Source organism: Prochlorococcus marinus str. MIT 9312 (assembly GCF_000012645.1).
Taxonomy (GTDB): Bacteria; Cyanobacteriota; Cyanobacteriia; order PCC-6307; family Cyanobiaceae; genus Prochlorococcus_A; species Prochlorococcus_A marinus_L.
The window spans coordinates 1,623,006-1,644,115 of the sequence record NC_007577.1; the positions used below are offsets into that span (position 1 = coordinate 1,623,006).

Sequence of the window (21,110 nt, forward strand, 5' to 3'; positions counted from 1 at the left end):
TTTAAAATGCAAAAAAAAAATTTTTACCTAATATCAATTTAGGAATTAAAAAAATATGAAAGAAGATACGATAATTCAAAAGAATTTATTTGCTATTGATAATGAAAATAATGAGCAAAAAGAAATAACAAAAATTCCAGAAGATTTATCTTGGGAAGATTTAAAAAAAGAATCGCAAAAAAGACCTAGACAAAGAAAAAATACAACTAATTTAATAAATAAATTCAAGACTGATTTGATTTCAAAAAATAAAAATGTTTGTATCAATGAAGAATCATATAGTTACAAAACTGTTTCAAAACTGAAATTAACTCCTGTAATGAAACATTATGTAACTCTAAAAGAGGAAAATAAAGATAGGTTATTGCTCTATAGATTGGGAGATTTTTTTGAATGTTTTTTTGAGGACGCTGTATTAATATCTAACCTTTTAGAAATAACACTAACCAGTAAAGATGCTGGCAAAGAAATTGGTAAGATCCCCATGGCAGGCGTTCCTTATCATGCAATGGAGAGATACTGTGCTGATTTAATTAAAAAAAATTATTCTGTGGTTATATGTGACCAATTAGAAAAAAGTTCTGGTAATTATGGGACTCCAATTAAAAGAGGAATAACAAGAATCATTACTCCTGGAACTGTAATTGAAGAGGGCATGTTAATAGCAAAGAAAAATAATTGGATTACTGCTATTTACTTATCAGAAGAAAATTCAAATGAATCTTATGAATGGGGTATATCAAAAGCTGATGTAAGCACAGGAGAATTAATAACTATGGAAGGTCAATCTCTGTCAAAACTATTTGATGAAATTATTAAATTAGATTCTTCAGAAATCATTATAGGAAGCAATGAAGTAAGAAATTTATTAATGAATGGAAATAGTCAAATTTCATATACTGTTTCACAAGAGACTAATTTCGGCATTAATGAAGCAAATTATCTAATAAAAAAATATTTCCAAATTGTAAGCCTAGAAGGAATAGGACTTAAAAATTTAAACAATGCGACTAGATCACTTGGAGGTTTATTAAATTATTTAAAAAAAATTAATCCTTTAAATTTAGATAAGGATTCTTCTGTAAAAATCTCATTAGACTTTCCACAAATTCAATTTTGTCACAACAAATTAATTATTGATTATCAAACTCAAAAAAATTTAGAAATAAAAAATACACAACGAGAAAACAATTATGTAGGTTCGCTACTATGGAGTATTGATAGAACATATACCTGCATGGGTGCCAGGTGTTTAAGAAGATGGATAGATTCACCACTATTAAACGTTAATGAAATTTATAAAAGACAAAATATAATTTCAAACTTTATTGAATCGAAACAAGTCCGCATGGATACCCAAAATTTACTTAGAGCAATGGGTGATTTAGAAAGACTTGCAGGAAGAGCTTGCGCAGGTCATGCAAGTCCTAGAGACTTAATTGCAATCGCGGAAGGTTTAAAAAAATTGCCTAGAATAAAATCCATCATTGAATTATTTAAATATGATCTCCCAGATTGGACTGATCAATTAAAAAATATTGATGAAGAACTCTTAGAATTAGCTGATACGATTAGTTTTCAACTAATAGAACATCCTCCTCTTAATATAAGTGAAGGAGGCATGATCCACGATGGTGTTGACAATATATTAGACGGTTTACGCAATTTAATGGATGATTACTCTGAGTGGCTAAATCAAGAGGAATTAAAAGAGAGGAAAATTAGCAAAATTTCAAACCTAAAAATTCAATTTCATAAAAATTTTGGCTACTACATATCTATAAATAAATCAAAAGTTAATTTAGCTCCACAACATTGGATAAAAAGGCAAACACTGACTAATGAAGAAAGGTATATCACTACAGATATTAAAAATAAAGAAAATAAGATTTTCCAAATCAAAAGTCGAGCTTCATCAAGGGAATATGAAATTTTTTGCGAATTAAGAAAAATGGTTGCTGAAAAAACAAAACAAATAAGATCAATTGCTAAATCCATAGCATCTCTTGATGCATTACTTGGATTGTCAATTACTTCAGTAGAAAACAATTTTATAAAACCTGCGTTAATCCCAATAAATGATTCACAGAAAAAAAATAGTACTAAAATTATTGCAGGAAGAAATCCAATAGTTGAGCAATTATTAAATGATAAAAAGTTTACAGCGAATGATATTTGTTTTGATGATAACCAGAAATTAATTATTTTAACTGGTCCCAATGCAAGCGGGAAAAGTTGCTTTATAAGACAAATTGGTTTAATACAAATCCTTGCACAAATTGGTAGCTTTATTCCGGCAAATAAAGCTGAAATCAAGATTGCAGATAGGATTTTTACAAGAATTGGGGCGGTTGATGATCAATCTTCAGGACAATCAACATTTATGGTAGAAATGTCTGAAACTGCATCAATTTTAAATCAGGCAACTTCGAGCTCACTTGTATTACTTGATGAGATAGGTAGAGGGACATCTACTTTTGATGGCCTTTCCATAGCTTGGTCTGTAAGTGAATATCTTGCAAAAAAAATTAAATGTAACACTATTTTTGCTACTCACTATCATGAATTGAATTATTTAAAAAATTCAAATAAAAATATAGAAAATTTTCAAGTTTTAGTAGAGCAAAATAACGATCAAATAATTTTTAGTCATAAGATTAAAAAAGGAGGTTCAAACAAAAGTTACGGAATAGAAGCAGCTAAATTAGCAGGAGTTCCAAGAGAAGTTATAGAAAAAGCTAAATTAGTTTTAAATTCTTTAGAAGAAAATAATAAATTCAATAAAAATAATGATTAAAGTATTGAAATTTTTATGAGATCAATACTTTTTAAATAGATTCCCTCAACAAAGCATTAACCGCCGCAGCTGCCATCGCAGCACCGCCTCTAGTTGAATTCAAAACAATTCTAGGAAGATTAGTGGAAAGTAATTTATGTTTGCTTTTTTCTACTCCTATAAATCCAACTGGCATTCCAATAATTAAACTAGGTAGATCTTTGGCATTCTTTAGAATATCAATTAGATAGATTAAAGCTGTTGGAGAACTACCAATAACTACAATAGGTGATTTGATTCCGAAATTTTTAATAGATAACTCTTTCCAGCCTTCACTTAATCCATATGCTGTTTTAGTTAGTTTTGAGTGATGATTCTCATCAAACCACATTCTCGCGGAAAACACTTTATTCTTATTGGTGTTTTCAGCCATAGATTTTATAGCTGCAGCTGCCATATCGGTATCAGTTAATATAGGAGCACCCTTTTTCAGTGCCTGAAGTCCCTTTTCACAAGCACCTTCACTAAATTCTATTAGATTTTGAACAGAAAAATCTCCTGCAGTATGAACTAATCTTTCTAAAACCTTTTTTTCTAAATAATTGAGTTCATTGGCTTCTAAATGAGATCTTATGAATCTAATACTTTCCAAAAAAATTGGATGATCTATTACCATTAAATTAAATTTGTGTTAGAAGTAATCATAGTTAATATATGATTTTTATTGAGCGATTATGCCAATACAAATATTATGGGGTAATGATCTAAATGCTCAAAATACATTTATCAAAAAATTAATTGACAAAGAAGTATCAAAAGAATGGAAAGAAATAAACGTAACTAATTTAAATGGAGATGATGATGAACAAATAAATAAAGCTTTTGATGAAATTCTTACTCCTCCTTTTGGAGATGGTTCCAGAATAGTTACATTAAAAAATAATCCGATTTTTACTACAAAAAATGAGGACCTAAGAACTAAATTTGAAAAAATTCATGACAATATTCCTACAAATACTTATTTCATTTTACAAAATACTAAGAAGCCAGACTCAAGACTAAAGAGTACTAAATTTTTACAAAAACTTATCAAAAATAATTTAGCCAAAGAAAAATCATTTTCTTTACCAGAAATTTGGGACTATGAAGGACAAAAGAGATATTTAGAAGATTCAGCAAATGCAATGAATATCAAAATTGATAAAAATGCAGCTGAATTAATTATTGATTCAGTTGGAAATGATAGCTTTAAATTAATAAATGAATTAGCTAAAGCCAAAACATACCTTTCCGCGGTAGCCAGTGATTCAAATTCACAAATTTTCCTAAAAAGTATTGATGTAAAAAAAATATTTAGTGATCATCAATCAAACATTTTCAAAATAATTGATCTTCTCTTACAAAAAAATATAAATAAAAGTCTCATCGAAATTAATTATTCCTTACAGAAAGGAGAACCTGCTTTGAGACTCAATGCAGGTTTAATTAGTCAAATAAGAATTCATACCATTATAAAATTAGCCGTTAATTCAGGAAACTATAATGTAGAAAAGATTTGTAATCTTTCGGGCATTTCTAATCCAAAAAGAATATTTTTTATTCAAAAAAAAGTAAAAAATATATCACAAGAATATTTAATCAACTTAATGAGTAACTTATTAGATATTGAATCATTACTAAAAAAAGGTAATAATCCTATAAATGTTTTTACAGAAAATTTAATTAATTTAAATTAACCAAATTAGAAGTTTAAGAATTTACATTATGATTTAAATATGGCTTTACTAGTAAAAAAATTTGGCGGGACTTCCGTTGGTGATATTAAAAAAATTCAAAATATTGCAACTAGCATTTGTCAAAGTAAAGAAGCAGGAAATGAAATTGTCGTAGTTGTCTCTGCAATGGGCCATACTACCGATAACTTAAATTCTATAGCGGAATCAATAAGCAAAAATCCCAATCGAAGAGAACTGGATATGCTTCTCTCAACTGGAGAGCAAGTAACCATAGCTCTTCTCTCAATGGCATTAAATGAATACGGAATACCCGCAATTTCCATGACCGGTAGCCAGGTAGGAATTATTACTGAATCAATACATGGAAAAGCAAGAATTCTGGATATTCAAACAGGAAGAATTCAAAATTATATAGATCAGGGTTTTGTAGTGGTAGTGGCTGGATTTCAAGGGACAACATTAAGCCATACTGGATCAATGGAAATTACGACTTTGGGTAGAGGCGGTTCAGATACATCCGCAGTAGCTTTATCAACAGCTCTAGGAGCTGAGACTTGCGAAATTTATACAGACGTTCCTGGAGTTCTTACTACTGATCCAAGAATTGTTCCTAATGCAAAACTCTTAGATTCAATTAGTTGTGAGGAAATGCTTGAACTTGCAAGCGTCGGCGCTTCAGTTCTTCATCCACGAGCTGTAGAAATTGCCCGCAATTATGGAATTAAATTATGCGTCAAATCAAGCCAAAGCAACTCAAGTGGAACTCTCCTCGAAAGCCAAATCCAACCTCTCCCCCTTAAAAGAGGAAGCTTAGAATTAACAAAAACAGTAAATAGTCTTGAAGTTTTAGAAAACCAAGCAGTATTCAGTCTCTCAAATATTCCTGATAGACCTGGGATTGCAGCTCAAATCTTTGAAAAACTATCAGAAGCAAGTATTAATGTAGATTTAATAATACAAGCGACAAATGATGGAAATAATAACGATATTACATTTACTGTAAGTGCATTAGAAGCTCAAAAAACTGCAGAACAATGTGAACTTATAACAAGTCAATTAGGAGGCGAATACAATTTAAAAACAAACATGACTAAATTGAGCATTCAGGGAGCAGGCATTATGGGTAGGCCAAGTGTCTCAGCTGATTTGTTTGATACATTATCACAAGCGAATATCAACGTAAGGTTAATAGCTACTAGTGAAATTAAAGTCAGCTGCGTCATTGAAATTAATAATATTCCAAAAGCCATTAGATTTGTTGCTGAGAAGTTTAAGTTATCTGATACACAAATATTCGTTAATCCAATCTACGAAAAACAAGATCAACCTGAAGTAAGAGGAATTGCATTAGATAAAAACCAAGTACAAGTAAGTTTTCGAAAACTGCCTGATCGTCCAGGTGTAGCAGCATCGATATGCTTAGCATTAGCTGAAAATAATTTACTTTTCGATACTATCGTGCAATCAGAGAGAATTTCCTCTTTAAAAGCTAAGGATATTAGTCTTACCATGAATAAGCAAGATAGAGAAAAAGCTAAATTAGTTTTTGAGGCTTTAACCAAGAAATTACCCGGTTCATATATTGAAGATGGCCCTGCAATAGCCAAAGTAAGCACTGTAGGAGCAGGAATGGCATTTAAGGTTGGAACAGCTGGAAAAATATTTAGAGCACTGGCCAACCAAAATATCAATATTGAAATGATTGCCACCAGTGAAATTAGAACTTCATGTATTGTTTTAGAGAAAGATTGTGACAAAGCAGTAAATGCTATTCATAATCATTTCGAATTGGAAAAATAAGTTATTTTTAGCTATTTCTTGCTAATTTTTGTCTTAATTTTTTAATTCTATCCCTCAAATTTGCTGCTTCTTCAAAATTTAACTCTTTTGCAGCATCTTTCATTTTCATTTCTAACTTATCTATCAAGTGCGGCAATTCTTCAATCAAACATTGATTATCGCTGGCATTGAGAATTACATCCGTTTTGTTATTAACTATATTTATTAAATCTTTAGATAAACCACCAGCATCTAATTTTCTGGAAAGTTCTAGAAAAGATAATATTGAATTTTCTATTTTTTTACCTGCAGGTTTTGGAGTAATGCCATTGTCCTGGTTATGTTTTTTTTGAATAGTTCTTCTTCTTTCAGTTTCAGATATTGCTCGTTTCATTGAATCTGTGAAATTATCTGCATAAAGCAAGGCAACACCTTCAACATGTCTTGCAGCTCTTCCAATTGTTTGAATCAAAGATCTTTCTGCTCTCAGAAAACCTTCTTTATCAGCATCTAAAATGGCGACTAACGATACCTCAGGAAGATCTAATCCCTCTCTTAATAAGTTAACTCCCACCAAAACATCATATTCGCCCATTCTGAGGTCTTGAATAATTTCAATTCTTTCAATTGAGTGGATTTCGGAATGCAAATATCTAACTCTTACTTTATTTTCAGATAAAAAATCAGTTAGATCTTCAGCCATTCGCTTAGTAAGTGTAGTCACTAGCACTCTTTGATTTTTTTCAGCTCTAATTCTTATTTCAGATAATAAATCTTCTATTTGGCCCTCACTAGGTCTTACATCAATTACTGGGTCTAATACCCCAGTTGGTCTTATAACTTGCTCAACAAATTCACCATTACATTGATCTAATTCCCATTGACCAGGAGTTGCACTTATGAATAATGTCTGCTTTGACTTTTCCCAAAACTCCTCACATTTTAAAGGTCTATTATCTGCAGCACTTGGCAATCTAAAACCATGATCTATTAAAACTTTTTTTCTAGATTGATCACCATTGTACATTGCATGTAGTTGAGGACATGTTACATGACTCTCATCGACTACCAACAACCAATCTTTAGGAAAGTAATCTATTAGACATTCTGGCGGTGAACCTTCCTCCCTTCCTGATAAATGACGAGCATAATTCTCAACTCCATTACAATAACCAACCTCTTTTAGCATTTCTAAATCATATTTTGTGCGTTGTTCAAGACGTTGAGCCTCTAATAATTTTCCTTCGTATGTAAATTTGTCGAGTTGAGTTTTTAATTCACTTTTAATTGCACTTATTGCACTCTCAAGTCTTTCTTTTGGAGTAACAAAATGCTTCGCTGGGTAAACGCTTATTTGTTCTAAACTTTCAAGGATCTCTCCAGTAGTAGGGTCAACATATCTAATAGCCTCGACTTCATCACCAAATAATTCAATTCTTATCAATCTATCTTCATAAGCAGGACCAATTTCTAAAACATCACCTTTAATTCTGAATCTACCTCTAGTAATTTCAATATCATTTCTAGTATATTGATTTTCAACGAGCGACCTTAAAGAAGAACGTAGATTTATAGATTTTCCAACTTCAAATTTAACTGCAGCTTTTAAATATTCACTTGGTATACCAAGACCATAAATACAACTTATGGATGCTACGACAATCACATCTTTTCTCTCAAATAATGAGCGTGTTGCAGAATGCCTAAGCATATCTATTTCTTCATTAATTGAAGCGGTTTTCGCTATGTATGTATCACTTACAGGGACGTAAGCTTCAGGTTGATAATAATCGTAGTAAGAAATAAAGTACTCAACAGCATTTTTTGGAAAGAACTCCCTTAATTCATTACATAGTTGTGCAGCTAACGTTTTGTTATGAGCTAATACAAGAGCTGGCCTTCCTGTTTGTTGAATTACATTCGCAATAGTAAATGTTTTACCAGTCCCAGTAGCTCCTAAAAGGGTCTGAAACTCTTTCCCACTATTAACCCCTCTAACTAATTTTTTTATAGCTTCAGGTTGATCTCCATTTGGTTCGTAAGGAGCTTGAAGCTTATAGTTTTTCATCAAGCTAATAGCCGAAGGGTATTAATATTTTAAGAAATTTTTTCTCCAATTATTGAATTTTTCAAAGATTCTTTTAAACCCCTAACAACCGCGATCATTGAGATTAAATCATCTAATTTGTTAACTGCAGATCCAACACCAACTGCTGAGGCTCCGCAAGATATTGCTAGTGGGCAAGTTACTTGGCTTAATCCAGAGGCACTCATAATTGGTATCTCCAAAGCTTGTTTCTTAAATTCTTGATGAATAGCATAGGTAGCAGCAAGAGTTGGTACTGACTTTTCGAAAAAGCCCTTAATTCCAGACGAATAAGGACTAGAACTCGTGCCACCTTCCGTTTGAATAATATCAACTCTTTCTTCCACAAGCTTAATAGCAAGATCGACTTGTTTATCAATAGGCATAGTATGAGGAACAGTTACTGATAAAGGGACATTAGGCAATAAATCTCTCGTCTCTTTTGTAATGTTTAAGACTTTTTCTTCTGAAAAATTAATGCCTTTTTCATAAAAAGTATCGTAATTCCCTATCTCAATTAATGAGGCGCCTGCTTCTACAGACTCCAGAAAAAATCTTGGCACTACTGAACTAACGCAAACAGGTAATGAAGAATTCGCAAGTGCTAAATCAACAAGTTCAGGTTTACAAGCAATATCTACAAAGTCTGCACCTCCTAATGAAGCAGCCTCAACAATTGTTTTCACAGATTTAACATCAAAATTATTCAATCCTGAAATAACTTTGAGTAAAGATTTACTTCTCAACTCTTCTTGAATTTTTTGTGGCAAAAGATTAATCAGACTCATTTAATTAATGAATTTATTACCTGATTGTGACATTGTTTTAGTAAAACAGTGCATTTTTTAAAAAATATTATCTGAGCAACACAAAATGTCTGATAAAAATTTTACTCATAAAAATTGGTCAGCATTGCATCATCTATTTCATAAAGAGCTTCTTAGCAAAAACAAATTAATTCCCAAAGGATCAAATATTGTAATAAGTGTTTCCGGAGGACAAGACTCAATGGCTTTATTAACACTAATTAATGACCTAAAAAAACTTCATAATTGGTCTATTAGTGTTTGGCATGGTGATCATCAGTGGCACGAAAAATCCTCGCTATATGCTCTTGAATTAAAAAGTTTTTGCGAAGGTAAAAATATTTCATTCTATTTTGACCAAGCAAAAAAAGAAAATGTTTTTACAGAAGAAAAAGCACGAGAATGGAGATATAAAAAATTATGTGAAAGAGCTAAAACTTTATTAAAAAAGGACCAGGGGGGGGGGGATATTTATTTGTTAACTGGTCACACGAGTAGTGATAATGCAGAAACATTTATCCTCAATTTATCTAGAGGGAGCAATTTTACCGGTCTGAGTAATATTGAGAGCAAAAGATTAATAGAAAATAAAATTTTTTTAATAAGACCAATATTAATTTTCAGTAGGGAAGATACAAAACAATTTTGTAATGATATGAAGATCCCAGTCTGGGAAGATCCTACAAATTCAGATCTTAAATTAAAAAGAAATTTAGTAAGAAAAAAAATTATTCCTACCTTAGAAGTTATCTATCCTGGTTGTTCTGAAAGGATAAATAATTTTTCCCAAAAAATGAGCAACTACAATAATGAACGTAATGATCTTAGTGAACTAGCATACCTATATTGTAAAGATTTAAGAGGTATCAATAGGAATCTCTTAAATAGTATGTGTATTGAAGCAAGATGCACAATCTTAAATAGATTTTTAAAAGAAATATCTGCAAAGCAGTGTAGTTCTAAAAATCTGACAAAATTAGCAACTTCAATTTATGAAAAAAATAAAGGTCAAATAAACTTGCAAGAGTTTTTAAAAATTGTTTGGAATAAAAACTATATAAATTTTGAAAAAAGTTAGGATGTGACAGCAGATCTTCTTCTTCTTGTTCTACCTTCAAATGAATCTTCTGTAGCAGTCTCAGCTGATGGATTCTGTGAAACTTTTGAACTTTTTTGAGTATTTCGTGGGTTATTTGAACTATTAGGATGATTATTGTTTGTTTTCTTATGGAAATTATTATTTCTATTTCTATTGGAAGAATTTTGCTCTTCAGTAATCTTTGGAATATAAGCACGAGTTCCACTTGGAGCAGGTTGAACTAAACACAAAATAAGTGGTTCAACTTGTAATTCTCTTCTCATTCTTCTCGATAAACCATTTTCAATTTCTCTTTGTACACCAATCCAATCTACTTCAAAATTATTAGGCCCAGTTTGTCTGGATAATTGTTTCCATCTATTTTCTAAGACCCAGCTTATTTCTCGTTCTGTCCACATAGACATTTTTCTTGGCTCTGCAGTAGTAACAACTCCTCTTAAATTCACTCTAGGAGGCGCAACCATCTTCCCATCTGTACTAATAGGAGCTAAAACAGTTACTACACCATCTCCAGCTAATTGCTGCCTTTCCTTTAAAACTCGAGCATCTACTATCCCATTTCGTGAGTTATCAAGCAGTTCAACACCAGCTTTTACAGGATCACCCTTTTGAATAGAATTAGGAGTTAACTCAACTACATCTCCATTTTCAATAATTAAAATATTGTCCTTTGGAACCCCCATAGTTTGTGCACTCTTACCATGACAAACAAGCATTCTATGTTCTCCATGAACAGGAACAAAAAACTTAGGTTTTGCAAGTGCCAACATTAACTTTTGATCTTCTTGAAAACCATGCCCAGAAACATGAATATTCTCACCCTTTCCATAAACAACCTTTGCTCCGAGTTTCATTAATCTATCTATTGTATTAACAACAGAAATAGTATTACCAGGAATTGGGCTGGCTGAAAATATTACAGTATCAGTAGTCTTAAGACGAACATGCTGATGTTCACCACGAGATATTCTGCTTAAAGCTGCTAGGGGTTCTCCTTGACTTCCAGTCATTAATAATAAGGTCTCTCTGTCTGGCAAATCTCTAATTTGCTTGATAGGAACAAACAAATCATCTGGGCATTTCATATAACCAATATCTCTCGCCTTAGCAATAACATTTATCATAGATCTACCTAACAAACCGACCTTTCTGCCATGTTTCATGGCTAACTCTAAGATCATTGTCACTCTATGAACAGAACTAGCAAAAGTGGTAAGGATAACTCGTTCTTTTGCCTCTGCAATATGTTTTTCTAAAGAGGAATAGATAGTCTTCTCAGAAGGACAAAAACCTGGAACTTCGGCATTAGTCGAATCACTGAACATGCATAAAACGCCCTTCTCCCCATAATGCACCATTCTTTCAATATCAAATTGCTCGCCATCTACTGGCATATGATCAAACTTAAAATCTCCTGTGAAAATAATTGTGCCAACAGGTGTTGTAACTGCTAAAGAAAAACTATCGCAAATAGAATGGGTATTTCGAATAAATTCAACAGAAAAATGTTGTCCAACTTTTACAACATCTCTTGGATTTACTGTCTGTATAGTTGTTCTGTCAGATACCCCTGCTTCCTCCATTTTTCCTCTAAGCATTGACATTGCCAGTCTTGGACCATAAATAATCGGAATATTAAAATGCTTTAGATGATGAGAAATACCTCCAATATGATCTTCATGACCGTGAGTAACGATCATTCCTTTAATTCTTCTTTGATTTTCTCTTAGGAAAGTTGTATCTGGCATTACAATATTTACGCCATGCATACCATCAGATGGAAAAGCTAGGCCTGCATCAACAAGCATCAATTCATCACCATATTCAAAAACACAAGTGTTTTTTCCTATTTCATGTAATCCTCCAAGAGGTATTACGCGTAGAGCTGGCGTATTACTTTTAGATCTAGATGAATCATTAGTAGATCTATTTACAGTTGAATTTGAACTTGATTGCATAATTTTGAAATTTATAAAGGCCGGCTTGTAATCAAATAAGGTTTATTTAAATTTAATTATCAAGTTAAATATAATCCCTATTATAGCGATGTCAGGATAAAAGATAGTTGCTTTTTCATGTCATTGCTTAATGGTGACAAAGGACTTCTAGGTTTACCTACATTCCATCCCGATAGCTCCAAAGCAGCCTTAATTGGGATTGGATTGGTGGTCATAAAAAGTGCTTTGAAAAGAGGCTGAAGTTTTTCATGAATTGCAAGCGCATTAGCAACTTTTCCACTTTGAAAGGATTGAATCATCTCTTTCAGTTGCAAGCCAACCAAATGACTTGCAACACTTACTACTCCTACAGCACCCACAGATAACATTGGAAGCAACAATGAATCGTCGCCACTATATACAGAGAGTTCGGAGCCACAAATAGCTCTTAATTCTGTTACTTCTTCTATTCTACCGCTTGCCGCTTTAATACTGAGAATATTCGAGAAATCCATAAGTTTCTTCACAGTATCAGGTAATAAATTGCACCCTGTCCTTCCAGGTATGTTGTAAAGCATTAAAGGCAAATCCTTTGCAGAATTAGCAATGGAACTGAAATGTTTATAAAGACCTTCTTGAGGTGGTTTATTGTAATAAGGAACAACAACCAAAGCACCGTCCGCACCAGAGTCATAGGCTTTTTTTGTAGCTTCTACAGCCTCACTTGTGCAATTACTCCCAGTACCAACTATAACTTTACAGCTTGAATCCAAAGATCCTTTTACTGCAATAAATAAATCATGCTGTTCCGCCCATGAAAGAGTCGGAGATTCTCCAGTAGTACCACATAGCACAATGCCATCAGAACCGTTCTCAAAAAGATAATTAGAAAGTTTTATAGCTAGTTCATAATCTACATTTCCATTTTCAGTAAATGGAGTAACCATTGCAGTCAATATTCTTCCAAAAAATGGATTAGTAAACTTAGTGTTGTCTGGAATCATTTTTTTGGAATTAATAACTCAGCTATTTGAACAGCATTAAGAGCTGCTCCTTTTCTTATTTGATCTCCACATAACCATAATTCTAATCCATTTGTCTGACTTATATCACTTCTTAACCTGCCAACAGCAACATTATCCTTTCCCATAACGTCATTTGGCATAGGAAATCTATTATTTTTGTAATCCTCGATAATTTCAATTCCAGGAGATTTTCTTAATTCTTCAAGAGCATCTTTAGGTTCAACTACATCAGCAAATTCAATATTGATAGCTTCAGAGTGAGCTCTCAGTACTGGAACTCGAACGCACGTAGCAGAGAGCTTTAAATCAGCAATATTTAATATTTTCCTAGTCTCATTAACCATTTTCATCTCTTCTTCGCAGTAATTATTTGCAAGCATGGGTGAATTATGTAAAAACAAATTAAAAGCTAGGGAGTATGGCAAAACTTCACTTTTTTGCAGATTACCCTGAAGATATTGTTCAGTTAAAAGTTTTAATTCCTCCATCGCCATTTGGCCTGCACCACTTACAGATTGATATGTTGAGACAATAACTCTTTGAATAGTTGAAAGTTTATTTAAAGGGGCTAAAACTAATGTCAACAAAATGGTAGTGCAGTTTGGATTCGCTATTACCCCATCATGATTGAATGCGTCACTAGCATTAACTTCAGGAACTATAAGAGGTACGTTCTTATCTAATCTGAACGCACTGGAATTATCTATAAGTAAAGCATTTTGATCGATAATGGTAGGCAACCATTTTTTTGAAATACTTCCACCGGCTGAAGCTAAAACTAAATCAAGATTCAGAAATTCTTCCTTAGTTGTTTTTTTTGTAACTAATTCTTCACCTTTCCAAATAATTTTTTTTCCTTCTGACCGCTCTGATGAAAGCAAGACCAATTCTGATATTGGGAAATCACGTTGTTCAAGAATTTTGAGTAATTCAGATCCCACAGCACCTGAAGATCCTAAAACAGCAACTTTTAATGGCCTATTAGGCAAAAACGGAGATTGTCTCACACTTTAAAATGATTTTTTAAATAGATTTACTATTTTTTTTACTTTATCAAAAAATTAACTTTCAAGGGAATCACATAATGTGAAATAATTAAGATTCGGCTTATAGTAATAATTACAAAAAACATGGCTAAAGAAGCATTAATAGTCAAAACCACTCCTCTACCTCAAAGTAGAATTTCATTTGAATTAGAAATACCATCTGAGACATGCAAAACGTGTGTAAATGAGACAATCAGTACTATTAGTCGTTCGGCTAAAATTCCGGGCTTTAGACTTGGTAAAATCCCTAAACAAGTCTTAATCCAAAGAATTGGCATCACACAATTACATGCTTCTGCTTTAGAAAAAATAATTGATAAATCATGGCAAGAAGCATTAAAAATAAAATCTATTGAGCCACTAAGTGAGCCAGAATTGGTAGATGGATTTGAATCTTTACTTGCAAAGTTTAGTCCTGAAAAATCACTTAAGTTTACTCTTCAAACTGATGTTGCCCCCGAATTAAAACTAAAGAAATCCAAAGGACTTAGTGTTGAAATCTCAAAAACTAAGTTTGATCCTAAGTCAGTAGATGAAGCGCTAGAAAAATCTAGAAGTCAGTTTGCAAATATTATTCCAGTAACCAATAGAGCAGCGAAATTAGGGGACATTGCTGTAGTTAGTTTCAAAGGGAAATATAAAGATTCTGGAAAAGAAATTGATGGTGGGACAAGTGAATCAATGGATCTTGAATTAGAAAAGAACAAAATGATTCCCGGTTTCGTTGAGGGAATAGTAAAGATGAAAATTGGTGATACTAAAACACTAAACCTGAAATTTCCTGAAGATTATTCTCATGAGGATTCAAGAGGCAAAGAGGCAATCTTTGAAGTAAGTCTTAAGGATCTTAAGGAAAAAGAATTACCTGAACTTAATGACGATTTTGCAAAACAGTCTGGAAACAAAGAATCTTTAAAAGAGTTAAAGAAAGATATTGAAAAGCAACTTAAAGAAAATTTTGAAAAAACTCAAAAAGATATCAAAATTGAAGCTTTATTAGATGCCTTAACAAACGAATTGGTTGCTGAAATTCCAAAATCTATGATTGATATAGAAGTGAGAAATAATATTGAACAAACAGCGCAAAGATTTGCTCAACAAGGTCTTGATGTTAAATCTACTTTCACTCCGGAATTAGTAAAGTCATTATCAGAGTCCACAAGGCCTCAGGCTGAAAAAAATGTTCAAAGAAATTTAGCTCTAAAAGCATTAGCTGAAAAAGAAAACATAACAGTTGAAAAAGATGAAATTGATTTAAAAATGAAAGATTATGAAGATGCAATCTCTCAATCTTCAAAACAAATAGATATTAAAAAGTTAACAGAAGTAATAAGTAAAGATTTACTAAAAGAAAAATTAATAATTTGGCTTGAAGAAAATTCCGAAGTAAAAGAAAAAACTACAAAAGCTTCTCAAGCTTCCAAAACAACAAAAGCGAAAAAAACAACGACAAAAACAACAAAAGCCACAAAAACTGCGACAAAAACAACAAAAGCCACAAAAACTCAAAATAAAAAAGAAAAAAAATAATTTATGAAATTTCCTACTAATTAAACAAAAACCCCTTAAATTATCTATAAGTGGAAAACTATTTTGTGAACTCAGAAAAAAAACATTTAATCCAAAGCTCAATAAGTTCTTACGAAAGTATTCATAAAACTATTGGAGCGGTGCCTACTGTTATAGAACAATCTGGTAGAGGAGAAAGAGCTTTTGATATTTATTCACGACTATTGAGGGAGAGAATAATTTTTTTAGGTAGTGGAATTAACGATCAAGTATCAGACTCTCTTGTTGCACAATTATTATTTCTTGAAGCTGAAGATCCCGAAAAAGACATACAAATATATATCAATTCTCCTGGAGGCTCAGTAACTGCAGGAATGGCCATATACGATACTATGCAACAAATATCCCCAGATGTAGTGACAATATGTTTTGGAGTAGCTGCAAGTATGGGAGCATTTCTACTTTCTGGAGGTGCAAAGGGGAAAAGATTGGCTTTACCTAATTCTAGGATCATGATTCATCAGCCTCTTGGAGGTGCACAAGGTCAAGCAGTAGAGATTGAAATACAAGCAAAAGAAATACTTTTTCTTAAGAAAACATTAAATTCGCTCTTAGCAGAACATACCGGTCAACCTTTGGAAAAAATTAATGAAGATACAGAAAGAGATTACTTTTTATCTCCTTCAGAAGCAGTCGAATATGGATTAATTGATAAAGTTATCAAAAAGTGACAAGGGATACTGATTTTTTAAGAATATGATGACGAATCGATATTTATAAGCAATCCTAGTGAATAGGGAATATTTAACACCTTTCACATTAAAACTTATAATCGATGGCTAAATTCGACGCCCATCTTAAATGTTCATTTTGCGGGAAATCACAAGACCAAGTAAGAAAGCTTATAGCTGGTCCTGGGGTTTATATCTGTGATGAGTGCATAGACCTTTGTAATGAAATTCTCGATGAAGAACTACTTGATAATCAAGCGAACACAAACAACTCTCCGCAAGTAAAAAAGAAATTAACAAATGATAATCCAAAAAAATCTGTTCCTTTAGAATTAACCTCAATTCCTAAGCCATTAGAAATTAAAAGTTTTCTAGATAATCAAGTTGTTGGCCAAGAATCTGCAAAAAAAATATTATCAGTAGCCGTATATAACCACTACAAACGATTAGCATGGAAAGTTAAAGAAGAAAGTAAAAATAGCAATTCAACTGATTCACAAGCAACGAAATTACAAAAATCGAATATTTTACTCATCGGCCCTACTGGAAGTGGAAAAACGTTATTGGCGCAGACTTTAGCTGAGTTTCTAGATGTTCCTTTTGCAGTTGCTGATGCAACGACTTTGACAGAAGCTGGATATGTTGGGGAAGATGTTGAAAACATACTTTTAAGACTTCTACAAAAATCAGAAATGAATGTAGAACTAGCTCAAAAAGGAATTATCTATATAGATGAAATAGATAAAATTGCAAGAAAAAGTGAGAATCCTTCAATTACTAGAGATGTCTCTGGTGAAGGAGTACAACAAGCATTATTAAAAATGCTTGAAGGAACAATTGCTAATGTGCCACCGCAAGGCGGCAGAAAACATCCTTATCATGACTGCATCCAAATTGATACGAGTCAAATATTATTTATTTGCGGGGGGGCTTTTATAGGTTTAGAGGATATCGTTCAAAAGCGTATGGGTAAACACTCTATAGGATTTACCACCAATTCAGATCAAAACAACGTTGATACAAAAAAACTAGTAGAACCAAGAGATTCCTTAAAAAATTTAGAGTTAGATGATTTAGTGAAATATGGGCTAATTCCAGAATTTATTGGAAGAATTCCCGTTTGTGCTGTATTAGATCGTCTGACTAAAGAAACTTTAGAATCTATTTTAACTCAACCGAGAGATGCATTAGTCAAGCAATTCAAAACGTTACTAAGTATGGATAATGTTGAATTGAAATTTGAGCCTGATTCTGTTGAAGCAATAGCTAATGAAGCATATAAAAGAAAAACAGGTGCAAGAGCATTAAGATCAATAATTGAGGAGCTTATGCTAGACGTAATGTACACTTTGCCTTCTGAAAAAAATGTAAAAGAATTCACAATTACAAAAAAAATGGTAGATAATTTATTCTCATCCAAAATTGTTAAACTACCTTCAGGATCAAAAAGAATCATTAAAGAGTCTGCATAAAAAGTAGAGTTTAATTTTTGCAATTTTAACCCTAATTGTTCTAATTAATGAAGAATAAATGCCTAATATACATAAGCCTTTTCATCAAAAATATAGACCAAGCAACCTAGATGAACTGGTAGGTCAAAATTTTATATCCATTACTCTAAAACAAGCACTATTAACAAAAAAGATTTCTCCAGCTTATCTTTTTAATGGTCCAAGAGGCACTGGCAAAACATCAAGTGCGCGAATATTTGCGAAATCTTTAAACTGCCAAGCATTCGAAGAACCAACAATACATCCTTGTGGTAAGTGTGACTTATGTAGACAAATCACAGATGGGAACGCTCTAGATATTATCGAAATTGATGCAGCATCGAATACTGGAGTAGAAAATATAAGAGAAATTATTGAAAGAGCTAGATTTGCACCTACTCAAGCGAGATGGAAGGTATACGTTATTGATGAATGTCATATGCTTTCAACAGCAGCTTCAAATGCTTTATTAAAAACTATTGAAGAACCACCCTCAAGAGTAGTATTTATTCTTGCGACAACAAATCCTGAGAGAGTATTAAATACAATACAAAGTAGATGTCAAAAGTTTGATTTTAGAAGAATAAGTCCTAGTGACATTTTTCAACATTTATCAGAAATCGCAGAAAAAGAATCGATTAAATATGAAGTTCAGGCGTTAAACATTATTGCAAAAAGATCTAATGGAGGTATGAGAGATGCACAAAGCCTCCTTGAACAACTTAATCTTCTTCCGGAAGGCATAACAATTAATAATATTAAAAATCTGTTGGGAGAAGTATCAGAAATTGAATTAACAAATCTGATCAAATCATTAATTGAGAATAATCCAGAATCATTAATTATCACCTGCAACAAATTATATGATGATGGAAACGAACCCTATCAAATCATTATTGGGTTATTAAACATAACAAGAGATTTACTACTTCACACTACAAATAATAAATATTCAGATCTTTATTATACTTCTGATGGATTTCAAGATGAATTGGATAAAATCTCAAAAACAATCAATAAATCAACAATAATTAATTGGCATAATCATCTTAGAAATATTGAATATCAACTCAAAACAAGTGATAATCCAAGGCTTTGGCTGGAAATACATTTAACTGGCCTTTTAGATAATCACAAGATAAATAGTATTGATAATAAGCAAGAAAAGATAAAAAGAAAGGTAATAATTAATGAAGAAAATAATTCTAATGAAATTCAAAAACCAAGTATCAAAGAGAATATCAGTAGAGAGCAATTGATTTCAAAAAAAGTAGAAAAAGTAGAAAAAGTAGAAAATTTTAATGGTCTTGAAAAAGAAAATATGGGAAATATTTCTAAAAATAGCCAAAATAATCTTGGTTCAAATAACTTAAAAGATAAATGGGAATTAATTCTTTCTAAATTAGAGTTGCCATCAACAAGAATGTTACTTTCACAACAAGCAGAACTTGAAAGTTTTGATTCGGAGAAAATCACAATTGCATTAGCTCCAAACTGGGAAAATATGATAAAAAGCAGAAAAGTTATAATTGAAAATACAGTTAAAAAGATCTTTGGAGATCAAATAATACTTAATTTTTCAACCAAACAATTAATTCAAAGTAACAAAACAAACACTCCAGAAGTCTCCCAAAATGAAGTAAAGAATTTGAAACTAACAAAAAAAAATGAACTAAAAACTAATTCTTCAACAAAAATATCTAACGAGGAAACTTATGATGATAGTTCAAAAAACTTAGCAAATTTTTTTAATGGAGAAATTATAGACCTTGATGAATAAATTAAACTCCAGTATGAAGAGTTTTTCGCCAAAGTATCTTTTTTGGGAAAATAGACATCTTTATTGTTACCCAGGGGATTACTAGAAACCAATGTGATAAATAAAAAACCGAAACAAATACCATCAAAAAATTTTTTTCTTGCAATACAGGTACTTCGCTTTTGCAGGAAGAACCGTACCAAAAAGCAATTCCAGATAACATAAAAGCTGTGAATGAAATAGGCCAGTAAATTGGTGAATCTAATAAAGCAATACTGAGAACTAAATCAAAAATAGAAATTATTGGTAGTGCATATTGCAAGATGAAGAAGTAAGTTAAATCAAATTTTTGCAAATAATCAATTTTATTAGTAACTAATTGGTCCCCATAATCAAAGAATCGTTGCAAACCCCCCTCTGCCCATCTTTGCCTTTGCGATAATAAAGCATTTAAATTCTCAACTGCTTCCTCCATGACAGGAGGATCCCATAAGATTCCAATTCTAGATTTTGATAATAATAACCTTAAACTTAAATCAAGATCATCTGTAACTGTGTCTTCATTAAAAGAACCACATGCCAATAATGTATCTTTCTTAATTAATTGACCATTTCCCCTTAATTCAGAAACTCCAGCAACTGACAATCTTCCATATTGAAAGATTGCGTCCATAGCCATCTCCATTGACTGACATGAAGTTAAAAAGTTCTTACTTACATTTGTTACTGATTTTCTTAATTGAACTGCAGACCAATCACCCTCTTTTACAAAACTAAATAACCTGATCAAAGAATCTTGTTTTAATTGAGCATCAGCATCCAAAACTAATAACCATTCACCATGAGTAAACTTCAAGGCATAATTTAAAGCTCCTGACTTTCCCCCTCCTGCGTTTGGAGAACGACTAACTACTTTTAGCTTTTCATATTGTCTAGATAATCGATCTAAAATTAAAGGCGTCTTATCAGAACTGCCATCATCGATTATGTAAATATTTAATTTATTTGTTGGATAATCTAAATTAAATAATCTTTCAACTAATCTTGCTATGACATTCTCTTCATCTCTCGCTGCGACTAAAATATCAAGCACGGGTAACTCTTTATTGCTAATTCTGCTGCTTTCAGTATTTGAAACGTTTTTCCTTTTGAAATTTCTAGAAATAACTATTAAACCGTACAAAACAATCACAAAAGAAAGAGTCAATATAAGGTAAAAGAAACTTTCGATATTGTAAACATGAGGAATAAGAGCTACTAAAAAACAAGCGCTAAGAAATATAAACGACTTCAATCTTCGATTTTTATAAAAACCCTTACTCATAAAAGTA

The 21,110-nt window shown here is 32.0% G+C and carries 15 protein-coding genes; 8 read left to right on the forward strand and 7 right to left on the reverse strand.

From position 1 onward, the window contains the following. The first annotated feature begins 55 nt into the window (after nucleotides 1-55). Nucleotides 56-2,797 (forward strand): DNA mismatch repair protein MutS, encoded by a 2,742-nt coding sequence (gene mutS / locus PMT9312_RS08960; protein ID WP_011377279.1) that lies wholly within the window; start codon nucleotides 56-58, stop codon nucleotides 2,795-2,797. A gap of 31 nt (nucleotides 2,798-2,828) precedes the next feature. Here mutS and PMT9312_RS08965 read toward each other — a convergent pair whose 3' ends face one another. Next, the gene (locus PMT9312_RS08965; RefSeq protein ID WP_011377280.1) at nucleotides 2,829-3,452 is read right to left on the reverse strand and encodes a precorrin-8X methylmutase; all 624 of its coding nucleotides are present in this window, start codon (nucleotides 3,450-3,452) and stop codon (nucleotides 2,829-2,831) included. Between the two features lie 58 nt (nucleotides 3,453-3,510). On the opposite strand from PMT9312_RS08965, the gene holA reads away from it, so the two are divergent. Then, nucleotides 3,511-4,512, forward strand: coding sequence for a DNA polymerase III subunit delta (gene holA, locus PMT9312_RS08970; RefSeq protein ID WP_011377281.1), 1,002 nt, complete (start codon nucleotides 3,511-3,513; stop codon nucleotides 4,510-4,512). A gap of 39 nt (nucleotides 4,513-4,551) precedes the next feature. After that, entirely contained in the window at nucleotides 4,552-6,312 is a 1,761-nt protein-coding gene (locus PMT9312_RS08975; RefSeq protein ID WP_011377282.1) for an aspartate kinase, read from the forward strand. 7 nt (nucleotides 6,313-6,319) lie between these two features. On the opposite strand, the gene uvrB is transcribed toward PMT9312_RS08975, so the two are convergent. Together uvrB and PMT9312_RS08985 are read right to left on the reverse strand one after the other, a co-directional pair. Further along, nucleotides 6,320-8,359 carry an excinuclease ABC subunit UvrB gene (gene uvrB / locus PMT9312_RS08980; protein WP_011377283.1) on the reverse strand — a complete coding sequence of 680 codons (2,040 nt, stop codon included), beginning with the start codon at nucleotides 8,357-8,359 and terminating at the stop codon, nucleotides 6,320-6,322. 29 nt (nucleotides 8,360-8,388) lie between these two features. After that, nucleotides 8,389-9,165, reverse strand: coding sequence for a DUF561 domain-containing protein (locus tag PMT9312_RS08985; protein ID WP_011377284.1), 777 nt, complete (start codon nucleotides 9,163-9,165; stop codon nucleotides 8,389-8,391). Nucleotides 9,166-9,250: 85 nt separating this feature from the next. Between PMT9312_RS08985 and tilS the strand changes: the two genes are divergently transcribed. After that, nucleotides 9,251-10,261, forward strand: a complete 1,011-nt coding sequence (tilS, locus tag PMT9312_RS08990; protein WP_011377285.1) for a tRNA lysidine(34) synthetase TilS — start codon at nucleotides 9,251-9,253, stop codon at nucleotides 10,259-10,261. Here tilS and PMT9312_RS08995 read toward each other — a convergent pair. From PMT9312_RS08995 to PMT9312_RS09005, 3 genes are all read right to left on the reverse strand, one after another. Further along, nucleotides 10,258-12,240, reverse strand: a complete 1,983-nt coding sequence (locus PMT9312_RS08995) for a ribonuclease J (RefSeq protein ID WP_011377286.1) — start codon at nucleotides 12,238-12,240, stop codon at nucleotides 10,258-10,260. The two genes, tilS and PMT9312_RS08995, sit on opposite strands and share 4 nt — an antisense overlap. Before the next feature lie 80 nt (nucleotides 12,241-12,320). After that, nucleotides 12,321-13,223 carry a 4-hydroxy-tetrahydrodipicolinate synthase gene (dapA, locus tag PMT9312_RS09000; protein ID WP_011377287.1) on the reverse strand — a complete coding sequence of 301 codons (903 nt, stop codon included), beginning with the start codon at nucleotides 13,221-13,223 and terminating at the stop codon, nucleotides 12,321-12,323. After that, nucleotides 13,220-14,251, reverse strand: coding sequence for an aspartate-semialdehyde dehydrogenase (locus PMT9312_RS09005; protein WP_011377288.1), 1,032 nt, complete (start codon nucleotides 14,249-14,251; stop codon nucleotides 13,220-13,222). The genes dapA and PMT9312_RS09005 overlap by 4 nt, the downstream gene beginning before the upstream one ends. 123 nt (nucleotides 14,252-14,374) lie before the next feature. Between PMT9312_RS09005 and tig the strand changes: the two genes are divergently transcribed. From tig to PMT9312_RS09025, 4 genes are all read left to right on the forward strand, one after another. After that, on the forward strand, nucleotides 14,375-15,820 hold the full coding sequence (gene tig / locus PMT9312_RS09010; protein WP_011377289.1) for a trigger factor: 1,446 nt from the start codon (nucleotides 14,375-14,377) through the stop codon (nucleotides 15,818-15,820). Between the two features lie 65 nt (nucleotides 15,821-15,885). Next, nucleotides 15,886-16,530: an ATP-dependent Clp endopeptidase proteolytic subunit ClpP gene (clpP, locus tag PMT9312_RS09015; RefSeq protein WP_036923831.1), complete on the forward strand. Its 645-nt coding sequence runs from the start codon at nucleotides 15,886-15,888 to the stop codon at nucleotides 16,528-16,530. A gap of 104 nt (nucleotides 16,531-16,634) precedes the next feature. Next, on the forward strand, nucleotides 16,635-18,002 hold the full coding sequence (gene clpX / locus PMT9312_RS09020; protein ID WP_011377291.1) for an ATP-dependent protease ATP-binding subunit ClpX: 1,368 nt from the start codon (nucleotides 16,635-16,637) through the stop codon (nucleotides 18,000-18,002). A gap of 58 nt (nucleotides 18,003-18,060) precedes the next feature. Next, complete coding sequence (locus tag PMT9312_RS09025; RefSeq protein ID WP_011377292.1) at nucleotides 18,061-19,800, forward strand: DNA polymerase III subunit gamma/tau; 1,740 nt, start codon at nucleotides 18,061-18,063, stop codon at nucleotides 19,798-19,800. Nucleotide 19,801: 1 nt separating this feature from the next. Here the strand turns inward: PMT9312_RS09025 and PMT9312_RS09030 are convergent, their stop codons facing one another. Then, nucleotides 19,802-21,103 carry a glycosyltransferase family 2 protein gene (locus tag PMT9312_RS09030; protein ID WP_011377293.1) on the reverse strand — a complete coding sequence of 434 codons (1,302 nt, stop codon included), beginning with the start codon at nucleotides 21,101-21,103 and terminating at the stop codon, nucleotides 19,802-19,804. Nucleotides 21,104-21,110 lie beyond the last annotated feature (7 nt).

Excerpts from the sequence above, each read along its gene's own strand:
- mutS (WP_011377279.1), top strand. The coding sequence starts at position 56 with ATGAAAGAAGATACGATAATTCAAAAGAATTTATTTGCTATTGATAAT.
- PMT9312_RS08965 (WP_011377280.1), bottom strand. The coding sequence starts at position 3,452 with ATGGTAATAGATCATCCAATTTTTTTGGAAAGTATTAGATTCATAAGA.
- holA (WP_011377281.1), top strand. The coding sequence starts at position 3,511 with ATGCCAATACAAATATTATGGGGTAATGATCTAAATGCTCAAAATACA.
- PMT9312_RS08975 (WP_011377282.1), top strand. The coding sequence starts at position 4,552 with ATGGCTTTACTAGTAAAAAAATTTGGCGGGACTTCCGTTGGTGATATT.
- uvrB (WP_011377283.1), bottom strand. The coding sequence starts at position 8,359 with ATGAAAAACTATAAGCTTCAAGCTCCTTACGAACCAAATGGAGATCAA.
- PMT9312_RS08985 (WP_011377284.1), bottom strand. The coding sequence starts at position 9,165 with ATGAGTCTGATTAATCTTTTGCCACAAAAAATTCAAGAAGAGTTGAGA.
- tilS (WP_011377285.1), top strand. The coding sequence starts at position 9,251 with ATGTCTGATAAAAATTTTACTCATAAAAATTGGTCAGCATTGCATCAT.
- PMT9312_RS08995 (WP_011377286.1), bottom strand. The coding sequence starts at position 12,240 with ATGCAATCAAGTTCAAATTCAACTGTAAATAGATCTACTAATGATTCA.
- dapA (WP_011377287.1), bottom strand. The coding sequence starts at position 13,223 with ATGATTCCAGACAACACTAAGTTTACTAATCCATTTTTTGGAAGAATA.
- tig (WP_011377289.1), top strand. The coding sequence starts at position 14,375 with ATGGCTAAAGAAGCATTAATAGTCAAAACCACTCCTCTACCTCAAAGT.
- clpX (WP_011377291.1), top strand. The coding sequence starts at position 16,635 with ATGGCTAAATTCGACGCCCATCTTAAATGTTCATTTTGCGGGAAATCA.
- PMT9312_RS09025 (WP_011377292.1), top strand. The coding sequence starts at position 18,061 with ATGCCTAATATACATAAGCCTTTTCATCAAAAATATAGACCAAGCAAC.
- PMT9312_RS09030 (WP_011377293.1), bottom strand. The coding sequence starts at position 21,103 with ATGAGTAAGGGTTTTTATAAAAATCGAAGATTGAAGTCGTTTATATTT.